Origin of the sequence: Mucilaginibacter jinjuensis, from assembly GCF_028596025.1 — a bacterium.
Taxonomy (GTDB): Bacteria; Bacteroidota; Bacteroidia; order Sphingobacteriales; family Sphingobacteriaceae; genus Mucilaginibacter; species Mucilaginibacter jinjuensis.
Window position 1 is genome coordinate 3,305,213 of record NZ_CP117167.1, and the last position, 16,407, is coordinate 3,321,619.

Genomic DNA, 16,407 nt, shown 5'->3' on the forward strand with positions numbered 1-16,407 from the left:
TATGGAAAGTCCGAACTACATACTCGACGTGCAGCTGCCAATAACGCAGGATTTTAAATCGCTGAAAAGCGAGGCTTTGGCCTATATCCAGCAGCATAGCGGTAACGAGTGGACTAACCTTAACGCAAGCGACCCCGGTGTAACTATATTGGATCAATTTTGCTTTGCACTAACCGAATTGGGTTATTGTAACAATTTTTCGGTAAGCGATATTTTAACCAAACCTAACGGAGATTTACGGGTAAAGAACCAGTTTTATTTGCCCGAAGACATATTAACTACCTCGCCGGTAACTATTATTGATTACCGCAAATATGTAATTGATGGTATAGCCCCGGTTAATAATGCAGTAATTGTACCGGCAACTAATGAGCTTTCGGTAATTAGCAGCATCTATCAAACTTACCTGCTTATTGATGAGTCTATAACCGATGGCAAAACAATTAATGATGTTTGTATAGCTGCATTTTATTACCTGAATAAGAACAGGAACCTGGGCGAAATATTTCTGAAACCACTGCCTTTACAGCCGGTAATACAACTGGTTAAAGGCCGCATTGATATAGATAACGTTAAAAACCTGACCACTATTTTATCGCTGATCCAGGATGCTGTCGACAATTATATCTTCCCTAAGATTGTGCCTACCGGCTATGATCAATTAATTGCGGAAGGTGCTAGGAGCAATATTATTTATAATGGCCCTCTGCTGGATAATGGATGGATCTCATCCGACGACTTAACAGATAAAAGAACACAGGTTTATACTATTGATCTGGCCCATTTAATTGAAGATATAAAAGGTGTTAATGCTGTTTCTGCGTTAAGTTTTACTGATACTGAGAAACCGACGGGGAGTATAATTGTGACGAGCTCCGGTCAGCTGTTAAAAATTGATATTCCAAAGTCTGTAGTGCATGGGCTTGATATATATTGTAATGGTGTTAAAGTGCAAACCGAAAGTGCTGCATTAAGCCCCACAATTTTAAAATCACAACAGCAGGATGTTAGCGTGGTGTTTGGTAGTACAATAGATACCGAGCCGGCTTTGCCGCGTGGGAAATACAGGGATATTAATGATTATTATTCGATCCAAAACACTTTCCCCGAAATATTTGGAGTTGGTATTAATGGTATCGACTCCAATGCATTGGATTACCAGATTGCGCAATCGCGGCAGTTAAAAGGGTACCTAACTTTGTTCGACCAGGTATTGGCTAATCAGTTTTCACAGTTGGCCAACGTTCATCGTTTATTTTCTTTCAAAAATTCTTTGGCAGGTACACCATCAGACCGGGCTAATTATTATGAAGAGAAAGACAAATATCAAAGAGAGCATGGCGAATACCCAGTGCCTTACAAGGTGTTTTCGCCAACCTATTTCTACCAATCACTGTATGATGTGCCTTACATTAAACCTTTGCTCAAAAACAGTAATGCATTTAGTTTCAGTATGGCGATTGAGAGTGATGAGCAGTTAGACATTGACGGCTGGGCGGCATATAAGGATGACCCATATAATCCTTACATCAAGGGTTTGATGGATTTTATGGAAGATGAAACCGACAGCCTGACCCGGAGAAACGATATGCTTGATCATTTACTGGCCCGGCACGGCGAATCGCCGATGGTTGTGAATGCCGTTATCAACGGATCGGTATATTCTGGTAACAGCTTAAAAGACCAGGTGATATTTAAAAGCCTTTATCTGCAAAACCTGGGTTTGCTAAGTTATTACCGCCAAAGGGCTTATAATTATTCGGGAGCCCATAAAATAAGCGCTGAAATACCGGTATTAAGTCCGGAAGACGAGGAAATAATATTGAGTGGTTATACCAATGACTTTATCTTCAACTCGAAAGAAATTGATAAAGCAGAAAAGTTAACCGAACAGGATTTTATTAATTACTCATCTATCGAGTTAAAACTTAACTTGTTATTCGGGTTAAAAGTTGCCTACAAAGATTTTATAGCTGCGAGTTATGATAACGTGGCAAACGCCGGTGATATAGGGCTTGCTTTATGGCTGATGCAAGAGCGCAAAGGGTTCCTGTTGATTGAAACCAATTTGCTTGCCCAGTTTGCTGATCTGGTGATTATAATAAAAGATGATACCACCAATATGAGTTGGAAAATTGGCGATACCTTTAATTATGATCAGGCGGTAATTATTGATCGGGTGCTGCGGCTTAATCCCCCGGTAAATGTGGCAACACAATTGCAAAATGGAAGCTTGGTTATTAGCAATACTTCCTTTACTGCAGCGCGGCAGACAAGCGAATCGACCAATAAAACCTGGAAACCAATACAGGGTACAGGGTATTCATTTAACGTACAAATATCCTCGGGACCCGAGATCGGTTCATTTGAAGATAGCCCGCTTTTTGCCAATAGGTTGGAGTTAGTATTCCCGGCATTTATCCCGGCATTTAATACGCTCGATTTTAAGAATCGCTTAGATCTTTTTTTGCAAGATAACCTCCCGGTGCAAACAGCTTATAAATATCATTTTGTTGAGGCTGCCGCACTAAAAAACTGGATCCCTGCATTCACTAACTGGCATAACAGCATTACTTATCAAAGTAAGGTAACAACCGAAATTGTAACCTCACAAAGTGAATATACCGGAATACTCACCACATTATTAACCGAACTTAATTTGACTGATAATGAGTGAGAATAACAGCCATATCATCTCTAAGTTTAGGTGGAACACGCTTTTCGATAAAAAGGAAAGAGGTTCTGAGCTACAGGAGCGCCTGAGCACCTGGAGTAGGATAAATATGCCTAAGGAGGTTACCGAGGTGTTTGATAAAGTATGCCCGCCCGAGCAAACATGGCGTATCCAATCGCTCGAAATTGATCTCGGTCCGATAGACTATAACAACCTTGAATTTGAACTGAGTACCAAACTGCGTACCCAGCTAAATGAAAAACTGATAGACCTTATTATTTATGCCAACAGGGGAGGCCGCAATCTCGAAATACTAAGTGAGGATACTTCGCATATCTACCTCATCAGCAGTTTTTTACTAAATGGGCTAATGCCCTGGAGCTATAAAGCTACAGATGGCACAGTTAACGAAATGCTGGCTTATGAATTGCAAAATAACCGGCAGCGGGTAATTGAAATGCTGCGATCTGTGGGGGTAACGCATGAAAACGTTAGAAAACGTATAGCCTGGCAAATAAGCGAGCCCAATATTATTAAAATTATTGAGGGCCTCGAGCCTAATAATCATACCCAGGTTATTGAGTTCTCGAACGAGCTAACTAAAATACAGGTTAAGGAAACCATTGTACAAACCAGCACCCGCGATTTTAAAAAGCAATTGTGGCTGTGGATACTCAACTATTTGCTTACCGAACGGGGGACTGTTTTTAATAAGGTAGCTTACATGAAAAGCACCATCAGGCAAATGGCTGCTCATTATAATATTGCCTATGCGGAGCTGCTTGCCTTAATTGAACGTGCCGTTGAAATAGTAAGCAGAAACTATGGGGTAAAGGCTGACTTTTTGCAAACCATAAAAGCCATTATTAAAGAGGAAGATCTCCATGCCACACAAATTAGTTCCACACGAATTGAAGATGTAGCCGATTTATGGGAAACATTATCAGCCTATTTAAAAGGAGAAAAAGCCCCGGATACTGCAATAGAGAGAAAAGGATTTAACGAGCTGATTATAAGCTTATCAAGCCAAAATCGTTCGAAATTCAGAGAACTAATTCTTTCGATTAAATATAATAAATATCTGTATAACAGTGTTTTTTATTTATTAAATGAAGTATCACTTGAACAAATATTTTATGCTCTAAGTGAGAGTTCGGCAACGCTGATAATTGAAACCATCCGTTTTTTAAACAAGGCAGGAAGAAACAATAACCTAAATACAGATCTTAAAACATTAAGACAGATAGCCCTTCAATTTTTATATGCTAACAAAAATGCGTCTGTAGATAACAAAGCTTTTTTGAACTATTGCATTGTCGAAATCGCTAAAAGTGCGGCATTATCCAAAATAAATTTGCTGGATAGTTTAACCAATATCAAGGCACACGATTTAAGTAAAATAGGTTCATTTATAGATGCTTATTCCGATTTATCTGCAGTTTATATTAACGAAGCCGGGAGTAATTCAACCTTCATATCCATACGTTTTGCTGATTTGATAGAGGAGCTGATTACTCAACTATATACTGGTATAAGTAATAAAGCGGCATTTTTATCCACTCAAAAGTCGTTAGTTAAAAACATCAGGCTGTATCCAAAAATTGCCTTAAATGCACTCATTCAGTATAATGATAAAGTAGGGCTGCGAGTACTTTTACCTTATATTTTGGATAGCTATGTAATCCAGGCGCTAATTAACCAGGCTAAAATATCACCGGTATTTGTACGGTTGCAACTCGTATCAAATGAGGTTCAAAAAAATTCAATTTACGCTTCATTAAGTTTAGCTGTTGATGAAAACCTGTTAACCATTGCTTTAAAGGCAATGATTATCTCTCCTGAACTTAAACCAGAGATTATATTAAATTGGATATTCGGGGAATTTTATCAATTAATACCAAGTACTCAAGTAGCTGAAATTAATGGTGTTATAGGTCGATTAGTTCTACAAAGGAAACTACCTTTTTTAGAAATTCCGACTGATACAATTAAAACAATAGCTATAGCAAACACAACTACTGTTGTTGAGCAAATTAACCAGCTCATTACTTACTCAAATAAACAAGCAGAGGTAGGACAGTTATTATTAAACAATTTTACTCATCCACAAATTGTTGAGCTGAGAAAATATAAAAGTCGGTTAAGTAGTGCCTTGCTTAATTATCTCATCCCGCAAGGCGAACGTTTAATGGAATTATTGCTTAAACAATATACAGCCATAATTACCAATGAATTGCCAAAAATAGCATCAACAGAAATTGTAATTAAACTAACAGAACTATATTGGCAATGTATTGCTGATTACAACATCCATCGTGCACAAGTTGCTCGTTTCAAGAAGTCTTTTAATGCATCAGTTTTATCTCAGTTTAATATATCCGATCAGAGTATAACAGCTGGCATTAGTGGTATTAATTCTACCGATTCCTTTATTCCGCAGGGAAAAATTCTGATGGATCTGATAATCAAAGAATATACAACCATAATTAGCCACATCTTAATTAATATTACCGAAGCCGAAATCGTAAATCGCTTAACCAAAATTTACAAAGACGCTTTAACTAAGTATAGCCAACACAAAGGCAGGAGCGGGGCTTTGGTAAGATATTTCAGAGAATCAGTCTTGTCAGAGTTTTCATTAAGTAATGAACGCGTTTTGCCTCAACTCATTCATTTTAAAAGCTCAACCCATACCGAAACATCAGCAGATAAACGATTAGGGGAGGCATTGATTAAGCAATACACTTGGCTTGTTGCCGCTGAGCTGAAAACTGTTAGCAATCAAGAGATCAGATTACGCTTGATCAACTTATATCAGGAAATCCAGGCGGCTGATATATTAAGAGATATTAATATTGAGGTATTCTCAGCACGTTTCAGGAAAGCAGTATTATCATCATTTAATATTGCCGAAGAGCGTTTGTCGCCTGTTATTATCGCTGCAAATCAGATCATCGATTCCGCATCAGTACCACTTAAAACCGGCTTTGAATTACTGATTAAAACTTATGCTGCTGTTCTTTACCGTATATCTCCACAGTTTGCAGAATCCGAAATTATTAAACGGCTTCATGCAATTTATAAGGATAGTTTCGAAAAATATACCGGCTCTGCTAATGGTAAACAATTACCGGTAAGTATCTTTAAAGCTGCTGTAGAACAAGCCTTTGATGTTACAGATATAGGATTATTGCCTGTAACTCCTCCTGATAATTTATCAACACAGCACAGTGTAACCTATAAATCAGAAAATGGACATCAATTAACAGAAAATGAGTTATTCTTATTAATTGAAGATGGCCTCGTTAAGTCAGCCGCGGTTATAAAATACAACAAAACCAAGATCAAATTAACAGCGCTTATTAACCTTGCGCTCGATGTAAATCCTGCAAAATTAAGAGAGCTCATCGCATATATTCTATTTACACCCAAACGTTTAGCGCTTATTAAATCATCTGTTACGTTTAATCAGTTTGCTTTGTGGATTATGAGTAATTCTTCCGGCAATTTATCCCAGGAGATTGAGTCCATCAGGATCTTACATGATATCGTTCTGCTCACGGCATCATCACAGATAGCCGATAAACTAATTGATGAATATTGGCAACAGAGTTGGAAGCTAATTACTGTAGGCTCCTGGTCGGCTATAGAATTGAATAAATTAGTAAAGCAATCCCTCTATCAGCTTACTCAACAGGCAGATGTGGACGTTGTGTTTATTAAATCAGTTATGCAACGTAATCATATTCGGGTTAACGCGGCATTGCAGGATGCTTTGTCAGCTTGTAGTCCGGCGTTCATTAGTCATCAGAGTATTGGGTTTGTAGGTTTACCATCCGAGCAATTAATAGCTGCAGAAAGCAAGAACCTGCTTTATGAATTAAGCTATGCCATTATTATTCAAAAACAAATCCCGTTTTGGTTTAAATCAAACTCAGGGCATATAAAAGAACTGCTTAACGAACTCATTATCCATCATCCGGCGAAGGTTTTATCGGTATTAAAGCAAGAGGTTGTGCCTGAGCAGCAAATGCAATGGCTAAGCCAATCGCTTAATATTGATCAATTAATAGCGGCCATAACACATTTAGAGAAGCCTAAACAATCGCTTTTAAATATCATTGGGCAGTTGTATACTTCATTGGGCTATATCGTTATTACCGGTATTACTGCCAGAGAAATGCAGTACATCCTTTTCAGAAAAATAATTAAGGCCTGGAGTACTAATAACTGGCGGATTATCTCTACCGAAAATATCTGGAATGAGTTACTGTGGGATATTTGCGTTAAGCGTGGTATTAACAAAACCGATTTTATCCGCGATGTCGGCAAATCGCAAAGCTACCTGCCACCATCGTTACTCATCTCTTTTAATTATTTGAAAGATCAGCACAACACGATAAAACCCGTTCCAATTAAAACTGAAATAACATTACCAATAAAAAATATGCTCGAGAAAAAGAATAATAACACTACAATTAAAGGGGGCATACCGGTTAAAAATGCGGGTATAGTACTGCTTAGTAATTATATCCCCATGCTTTTTGAGCGACTGGGATTTACTGCCGACAAGAAGTTTTTAGATACCCCTATTCAAAGCAACACTGTACATTATCTGCAATACGTAGTAACCGGGTTAACCGAAACAGAAGAACCGTTACTACCACTCAATAAAGTGCTATGTGGTGTACCACTATCACATCCCATACCTGGTGGTATTACTATAACAGAGGAGCAGCGCTTGTTAATTGAAGGTTTGATTAATGCAGTTATCGGTTATTGGAACGCCATAGGCAGCACCTCAATTGCCGGTTTTAGAGGTAACTGGCTGGTAAGGGATGGCCTGTTGGTTGAGCTGGATGAGCGATGGGAACTAACAGTAGAAAAACGCGCCTATGATATCCTGATCAATAAATCTCCTTTCTCTTTTTCAATTATTAAATACCCGTGGATGGATAAACCAATCCACGTACAATGGCCATATTAAAACCTTAAACCTTATGGAAGCAATTATACCATATCAAAGAATAGACAGTAGCTAACCAGCATTAAGCGGTTATATGTATAAGTAACAGATTATTAATCAATAAACTAAAATATTATGAATTCATACAACGAAAATCTTAATGCCACGGTAGTGGCATCGTTACAGGCCCTTGATCTGGACGAAAAAAACCTGCAATCGCAGTTCAATTCGTCTATGTTTACCCTTTATCATGCAGAGGGAGCTACTATTACTGCCGATGATAAGCTTACAAATTCGAAAAGTGATTTAAAATTCAAAAACACGATTAAGCAAATTGCAGTTGTTAATACCAATATTTCTAACAACCTGGTAAGTACAGCAACGCAGGCCGATCAATATCTGAAACAGGCTGTTACCAATGCAGCTGTTGGTGCTTCTAACGTGCAAATAGCGGCCAATTCAATCGTTAGATTGGCAAGTGATATTGGCAGCATCTTTAGCATTATTAATGCGGCCGATTTTGATACTGATGTATTTCATCAGGCGCAAACAGTGGCCGCTTACATGAATGAAACTGCTTACGAGGCTGAGGTTGCATCAAAAATAGCCATGGACGTATCGAAATACACTTCGCAGGTTACCTCGTCAATTGTGCTCGATAAAGCGAAAACAACCAATGCCAGCATCAAAAATTTGCTTAAAATAACGTCAGCTGATTATGAAGCCGCTTCACAGTCGGTAATAGCAGACAATGCTACACAGGTAGAAGTTTCAGCTAATGAAAAGGTTGCTGAGGGGGCGCTTGAAGATATTTGCATAAATTATATCGCTTCAAAGTTTGCTTATTATTCAACCAATGCCGAGTTAAATTTAAACCTGGTGGTGGATGCCGATACTTCACAAGATTCTATTGACAATGATTTGTTTTTAGCTCAAAATCCTCCAAAACCACCTTTAAGCATTACTGTATCATTTGATACGATTAAAACCCCATTTGCCGCCAAGGATAATGCTAAAAGGCCTACTTACCCTGTAGAAACTTATTATGTTTTTGTTGTTAAGGAAAGTAAAAAAGATACCTTCTCTATTTCAAATGCTGAGGAACTAGTAAACGGCACTACGCGCCAATATGTTTCTTATCCGCGTGTGATAACAGAGGATGGGGATCCGGCCTTTTATGACCAGTTAACGTATAAGGATTCAAAAATATCCGGCCTCATTTATTCACAAACAGATAAAGATAATAAGGGGGATGAATTACACGATTCTGATGATGACGCGATAACCGTAGGCGAAAGTTATGTAGTATTTGTTATGGCTGCTTATTATAACGATTACAAAAAAACGCTCAACGATTTTGATGACTTTCTATCGGCCCCATCAAGACCTTTTTGCATGAAAAACAAATTACAAAAAGTAAAAAATACAGATATCGTAGTTGGCAAAATTAGTGCAAATGAAAAAAACATATCGTTAGAAGCAAAGTTTACAGCCGCATTAAGTGAAAGTACAAAAAATGATATTTCTACAAATGATGGGCATGATAAGGATAAATTATCCTATTCAATGCAATTAACGTTTGATGTTGATGAGCCATTACTTAAAGGTGATGATATACAATACAGATGTATATTTTTGCCCGAGCCGGGGGATGTTACCAATGGAATGCTTAACAGCACGTCGCTAAAATCATTGATAGAGATAGAATATGTGATTTTGCAAAATATTGATAGCCAGGATATCATAAAAGGATCAAAATCGCAGGTTACCAAATCAGATGCACTCCAGGGCTTGGTAGCTCAACGGCATAGCAAACCCGGCTTTTTCTTTAATTTGCCATTGGCCGAACAGGTTTCGGCCGGTAATTACAGCCCTGCTATTAAATATGACAAGCCGGCAGATAGCAGCAAAAAACTTTCGGCAACAGCCACTCAGGGTGAAGACAATGCTGCAAAACCAACAACCACCAGTTACATTACATTTATAGGCCCCGATACTACCGATAATTTTGGTAATCTATTAGTTGCAAATAAAAAATACGTTCCGGTTATTGTTTCTGTAGCTACAGTGAGTGAGGATGAGGCGAATAATTATAGCAATGCCATATCTGATTTTGAGAACAAGGCAAAATTTTCATACACAAAGTAAACCTTATTAAAAACTACATTTTATGAAAACTCCCATATTAGATATTACACCGTTAGTACCGATTAGAAGAATTAATAAGTATGGTATAACGGAAAGTAAAAAGGCAGAGTTGGATGCCTTAAATTTAAGTGTTATAAATGCACAACACAGCGTTGACCAGTTTCAATCTATTGTTACCTCACTTACAGAAAAAACCATCAATTTTCAGGGATTTCTGTCTTTGGCTGACAATAACAGGACACAGACCTATAATAATAAAAAGCTGGTAGATCAAATGGTACAAGGTGCTTTAGATCTGTTAAACAATTCTGAAATAGCGTCAAAGGAAATTGCCGTTGCCAGAAATAAAACTAATGAGTTGGATAAGCAGTTGAAATCTGTAATTGATAAATTAATTTATACGGCCGAACTGATTGATAAACTATCCACCACCATTATTAGAAAAAAGGCTTTAAATCCGCTTATTTCTGATGAGTTAGTTAGCCTCATTGGTACTGCAGGCAAGGATGCGAATAATGCAGTGGCGTTAACCCTGGTTGCCGTTAAATCCTCGTTTACCGCTAATGCCTTAAATATAGAGTCTGAAGCTGCTTTGATATTAAGTTATACGCAGTCGATTGATTTTTATCAGTTCCTTACCGGTAAATCTCAACCAACCATCAAGGATAATACAGTATCTAATTTAAAACCAAATTCATTAGAATCTACCTTGAACATAGCTTACCAAAACGCAAAAAATAACTATCAGCGTATCGAAAAAGCACTGATTGTAACAACCAACCAACTTAATGATGCTAAAGCATCGTTAGATAAAGCACAGGTTAAGTTGAAATCATTACAAGCCGGCCTTGCAGCTGCAAATGCTGCCGCTCTGGCATCATAATGTTAAAACATATCCACCGCTCTGATAAAAAAAGAGCGGTGGATCATGTACCTTGTTAAATAAACCTTAGCTCATGGAACGCATTTACCATAAGTTTTACCGGAATTTATACAGCAGAACAGGCGGTTTTATTCCTTCGGCGCCAATTAATCAGAACGTTTACCCGGGCGATTTTTTCCAGATCAGAAATGGAGAAATGATCATCCTGGGTAATATCTTTCGAAACGGGGTTATCACAGCGCATGATGTTGAAATTAAGTACGGTATAAAACTAAACCCGGCAGGCTGGAGTTTTAGTGATGGCGTAGCCAAGCCATATTCGGGCAGGGGTAACGGCCGGGGGCCGCTTGATGAGGATTTTGAATACAGTAAGCAGATCCTGGCCTTTTCGTCAGAAGGGAGTTTTATTTTTAAAGGCAACGATCCCGAAGCTGTTAAAATCACCAACTGGAATAACATACAGCAATCGTTGATCATTAAATTGACACAAACTATTTACTCTTTCAGGGATATTTATGTGGTTACAGAATGCGCTACTACGGCCGATTGGACACTGGCCATCGCCAGTTCTGATAACGCAGAACTGGAAATTGCTACTGATGCTGAGAATTTTGGACTGGTGGATATCTTCGGCCAGGCATCGGTTAAAACAATCCAGTCAAAAGACATTGAATTTTATAACAGGGAATCTAAGCGAAGGCCTGCATTTTTTAAAGCCCGCAAACTGGTTATCCAGGACGAGAAGCTGGACCACTTTGTAAGCGAATTACTTACACAGCGACAAGTGCAGCAAGAGTGGGCCCGCGAATTTTATGAATACGACTTTTACCACGATACATTATATAATACCCAACTGCCAACAGGGGCACCCGCCAGTATGCTGGATATGCTGCAGGCTAATCAGCTGAACCCTAATACGGCTTTATATTATTTTAGGTGGGCCGATACCAGTTTAGACGATGTAGAAAAGCTATTTTTAAATAATGGAATCTAAACCAACAGATTTATTGGTGCTACAGCAGGAGATGGACTGGCTGCAACAGGTTATAGACCAGGTTATTAAAACCTACCTGATGCAAGAAGGGCATGAGAATAATTGGCTTGATATCGCGCCTCAAGATCTGTCGGAAATAGACAGCCCTTATGCCGCTTCGGTTAAAGATTGGAGGCTGGATATTTACGGCCGTTTGGCATTGGTATTGGCTATGGCCCCACATGTACGGCCAGATGTGTTGGATGTGTTTTTTGGAAAAAACCAAATTTACGACAGGGGTTTTACCGAGTTTGGTGGTGTAGTTGACAAAAATCATAGCGGCTTTTTACCAACGGGGCAAACCTTATGTTTTTTAATTGCATCATCCGATCCGCAGTTACGTACTGTGGTGTTGGATTTGCTGAGTAAAGACAGCATACTCATAAAAGAAGAAGTATTGTTTCTGGCCGAAACAGATGCCTATCTGCCACGCTTAAATGGGATATTAAGCCTTAACAATAGCTGGTTCAATTATTTTTTAACAGGCGAGCAGTTACAGATAGAGAAAAGCGCGTCTTTCCCGGCACAAAAAATAACCACCCCAATGGATTGGGAGGATGTTGTGCTTGACGAACATGTAATGCAACAGATTACCGAAATAAACACCTGGCTGCAGCATGGCGAAACATTAATGAACGATTGGGGGTTATTTAAAAAAATTAAACCCGGTTACCGTAGTTTGTTTTATGGCCCGCCCGGTACCGGTAAAACGCTTACGGCAACGCTTATTGGCAAAGCAGCCGGGAGGGATGTTTACAAGGTTGATCTATCTATGATCATATCCAAGTATATTGGGGAAACAGAAAAAAACTTATCTAAGGTATTTGATACCGCACAACATACAGACTGGATCCTGTTTTTCGATGAAGCTGATGCGCTGTTCGGTAAACGTACAGCGGCTAATTCATCCAATGACACACATGCCAATCAACAAACAGCCTACCTACTGCAGCGTATCGAGGATTTTCCGGGCATTGTGATACTGGCATCAAACCTTAAGGCCAATATGGACGAGGCTTTTACCCGGCGTTTTCAATCTATGATCCATTTCAACATGCCATCGGTAGAAGAACGTTATCAGCTCTGGCAAAACGCCTTCTCAGGCAAATGCACGCTGCACCCGGATATTGACCTTTATAAAGTAGCCGAAGATTATGAACTGGCGGGCGGGGCCATTATCAATATACTACGCTATTGTGCGCTCGCAGCTATCCAAAGAAATGATACGGTTGTCACTAAGGAAGAACTGTTTTCGGGATTGCGGAACGAACTGAAGAAGGAAAATAAAACGATCAGCATTTCTCATTAAACAATGGCAAAGAAAGGCAATACTGAGATCACTTTAAATATAAACATCGACATGCCTGCTGATGTGCCTGTTAATGCCTTATTGTTGAAAACCGGGCTATGGAAGCAGCACTTCCCCGATGATCAAAACAAACTGATGATAGCCCAGGCCCTCAATTATTGTACTTATCATAAAGGTTTGCATATAGTGGGTTATCTGATCACCTCATCAAACCTGTATCTGGTTCTACGGATCGAAAAAGCTGATCTCAACAATATGCTGACCATATTTTATGATGCGTTAAGAAAAGAGATCAAACAGTACCAGGAATACCTGAAAAATCAACGACTGCAGGGTGATGGTATGCGAACCAAAGCAGGAGAGGCCTTTACCGGTTTGTTTACACAATACGAGCTGTTAAACTATAAGCTAATCCGGCTCATTACCGGCCAGCCGACCGATGAAATCTTCTTCGACCCGCAATTAGCCTGGCTGAAAAAAAGCCTTCAACATTATAATTTCTGCTCAATGATTGATTATTCAGGCGCAAAAGGCCCCGTAAAAATAATCAGGTTGTAATTCGCTTTCACACGCACCCGGTTAAAATAATTTCGATAAATAATCTGTTTTATTCCTTAGGTGAAACCTGCTGTTTAAGCCTGTGTCACCTTTGTGTTACAATTGCTTTGTGGGTAACTTTTTTCTTTAAACGCTAAACCTACGCACGTATTTATACGTAACAAGGGCTGCTCCAACAGCTAATATATTGTTTGCGATTAAATACATCTATGCGTAGGGCTTATCTTAAGTTCCATTCTTATTTAAATTTTGCGTGTGTTACTATTCTTTGTTGGGGAATAAGTGCGCTCTTGCCTAACGCATCTTATCATTTTAAAAGTTTTAATACACTCACCGATTTTTCTCACTATAATAATACCAGTGTATATACGCCTACAGGCTGCGGTGATACAACCAAGAAAACCACTTGCACATTTCCTATTCAATTAAATGCTGATGCTGGCGCGCCTTACTGGACCTGGAGTACCGGTGAAAAGACTTCATCTATTTCTGTGTCTACAGCAGGATTATATTGGTGGGAAACTGGTGATATGAGCCAAAATAAAGTAGTAAATGGTGATTTCACCAGTGGCAAAAGTGGTTTCATCAGCGATTATGGTTATTTAACTCCAAATGGTAGTGGAACGTTGTACCCAGAAGGTAAATACACAATTACAACTAATCCTCATAGTGTGCATGACGGGTATGATTCTTTTGCCGATCATACAGGTAGTAGCAGTAATCCACGTAACATGATGGTAATTAATGGCGATACTGTAAAAGACAAAATAGTATGGTCTGAGAATATTACTGTTACGCCAAATACTAATTACATATTTTCTATATGGTGTGCATCTGCCAATTCGGGTAATCCGGCACAACTGAGTTTTACAATAGGCACTATTACTTATCCATTATTTGCATTGTCATCAACAACAGGTCTTTGGCAAAACTTTACTATTCCCACATCCTGGAATTCGGGCAGTAGTACTTCCGTTAAAATCAGCATCATCAATAAAAACACTATAGCCAGCGGTAATGATTTTGCCCTGGATGATATCGTTTTCGCACCCGTTTGCCGAAAATATTTCAATGTAGTTTATGACCCAACACCTTCAACACCTACAATAACACCGCGATAAAAAACTTTTAAAAACAACAACAAATGAAAAGAATCTTTACACACCTAAGCTTAGCAATTACACTATTGTTATGTACCGCTTCATTAGCATCATTCGCACAAACGACAGTTGTTGTCAACGGCCCCAGCAAAGACGCCTTGACTACACCTCCGGCAGCTGCTACAGATGTTTCTAAAATTTATTGCGATGGATCTGCAATTAACCTTACCGGTCCCGCTTTTATTGCCGGTTATAAATACGACTGGTATAAAATAGATAATACCGGTACAAAACAATTAGTTAAAGAGGGAACAACTGATAATACTTATTCTGAAACAGCCTCAGGTGCTGGTTATTATGATTATCAATTGGTAATAATTAATACAGCTGGTTGTTCGTCTCCAATTACAAATATAAATAAGGTATATGTATTGCCTACCTTAAACCTAGCGTTGACACCGATTGATCCGATCTGTTCTGGAGGACAAACAACAGGAACATTAAAACTTACACAACCATTAGATGGCGCTTATACCTATACTTATCAGTGGCAAAGAAATGGCCAAAACGTTTCTGATGCAGACGGTGGAAAAGGATACCCGCTTGTTGTAAAAGAAACTGCCTCTTCTGCTACAGCAATTACCTATACGCTACAGGTTAGTTATAGTTTAAACTCAGGTTGTAAGGGTACAGCGAATGCTTCTGTTACTGTTGTTGATCCACCGCAAACACCTACTATTACCTTTAATTAATCTATAACGCTTTAACCGTTTGGGATCAGGGTTTGGCATATCTTTTTTACGCCTGCTACTGCTTTTTACAGTAGCAGGCTTTGTGCTGCCTATAACTCAGGCTTCGGCACAGAAAAAGACATTTACCATCGATCCTGGCTCTTCGGTTATTATACATGGTTATGCAGTAAATGCGTCAGGCTACCAATGGTATAAAGATGGTCAACCTATTTCCGGTGCTGTTGGACCTAATTTTAAGGCTACCGAACCTGGATTATATAAAGTAGAAGCGTTAAATATTGCATCGTGTCCATCATCTGCATCAGAAGAAGTACAAGTATTAAGCGGTACAGCTCCTGTTGATATGGCGATCGTTAAGAAGTCAGAAGATAAGCCTGTGATTGTTGGAGCCTCATATACCTATGTATTAACCGTTAAAAATGCCAGCGCTTACCCGGCAACCAATGTAATGGTAAAAGATACGTTGCCGAGCGGACTCGAGTTCCTGTCAATGGTTACCTGGGACAAAGGCTTGCCCAATTTCGATCAGGCTACCCACTCTTTAAGTTGGAGCATAACTAATTTTGAAGGTTATGGCCAGGCCGAATTAACGTTCCTTGCACGATCTAACAAAAGCGGAACCATTACTAATAAGGCCACGGTTACGTCGACTGAAAATGATACATACACTAAGAATAATACCTCTACTGATATTAAGCAGATAGCAGGCCTAAGTATTCCAAACGTTTTTACCCCTAACGGGGATGGCAAAAATGATACGTTCGAAATACCGGAACTTTCCATTTTTCCTGAAAACGAGATCATCATCATTAACCGATGGGGTAACGCTGTGTATCAGAAAAAAGGCTATCACAATGATTGGACAGGCGAGGGGCTTAATGAAGGTACGTACTTCTATGTGCTAAAAGTTAAATACCTCTCGGGGGTTTGGGAAACATACAATGGCTACATCACACTGCTCAGATCCAAACAAACACGTTAAGT

Annotated in this window: 10 protein-coding genes; all 10 read left to right on the forward strand. The window is 39.0% G+C overall.

The annotated features are described in order from the left end of the window. Position 1: 1 nt before the first annotated feature. Positions 2-2,677, forward strand: a complete 2,676-nt coding sequence (locus PQO05_RS14920) for a hypothetical protein (protein ID WP_273628122.1) — start codon at positions 2-4, stop codon at positions 2,675-2,677. Beyond that, on the forward strand, positions 2,670-7,661 hold the full coding sequence (locus PQO05_RS14925) for a contractile injection system tape measure protein (RefSeq protein WP_273628123.1): 4,992 nt from the start codon (positions 2,670-2,672) through the stop codon (positions 7,659-7,661). The genes PQO05_RS14920 and PQO05_RS14925 overlap by 8 nt, the downstream gene beginning before the upstream one ends. A 114-nt stretch (positions 7,662-7,775) precedes the next feature. Beyond that, positions 7,776-9,788 carry a hypothetical protein gene (locus PQO05_RS14930; RefSeq protein WP_273628124.1) on the forward strand — a complete coding sequence of 671 codons (2,013 nt, stop codon included), beginning with the start codon at positions 7,776-7,778 and terminating at the stop codon, positions 9,786-9,788. A 22-nt stretch (positions 9,789-9,810) separates the two neighbouring features. Next, on the forward strand, positions 9,811-10,671 hold the full coding sequence (locus PQO05_RS14935) for a hypothetical protein (protein ID WP_273628125.1): 861 nt from the start codon (positions 9,811-9,813) through the stop codon (positions 10,669-10,671). Positions 10,672-10,744: 73 nt separating this feature from the next. After that, positions 10,745-11,665, forward strand: coding sequence for a hypothetical protein (locus PQO05_RS14940; protein ID WP_273628126.1), 921 nt, complete (start codon positions 10,745-10,747; stop codon positions 11,663-11,665). Continuing rightward, positions 11,655-13,013: an ATP-binding protein gene (locus tag PQO05_RS14945; protein ID WP_273628127.1), complete on the forward strand. Its 1,359-nt coding sequence runs from the start codon at positions 11,655-11,657 to the stop codon at positions 13,011-13,013. Before PQO05_RS14940 ends, PQO05_RS14945 begins: the two co-directional genes overlap by 11 nt. Before the next feature lie 3 nt (positions 13,014-13,016). Continuing rightward, positions 13,017-13,571, forward strand: coding sequence for a hypothetical protein (locus PQO05_RS14950; RefSeq protein ID WP_273628128.1), 555 nt, complete (start codon positions 13,017-13,019; stop codon positions 13,569-13,571). Positions 13,572-13,861: 290 nt separating this feature from the next. Then, positions 13,862-14,692, forward strand: coding sequence for a hypothetical protein (locus PQO05_RS14955; protein ID WP_273628129.1), 831 nt, complete (start codon positions 13,862-13,864; stop codon positions 14,690-14,692). Between the two features lie 23 nt (positions 14,693-14,715). After that, entirely contained in the window at positions 14,716-15,423 is a 708-nt protein-coding gene (locus PQO05_RS14960; protein WP_273628130.1) for a hypothetical protein, read from the forward strand. A gap of 19 nt (positions 15,424-15,442) precedes the next feature. Then, entirely contained in the window at positions 15,443-16,405 is a 963-nt protein-coding gene (locus PQO05_RS14965) for a T9SS type B sorting domain-containing protein (RefSeq protein WP_273628131.1), read from the forward strand. The last annotated feature ends 2 nt before the right edge of the window (positions 16,406-16,407 follow it).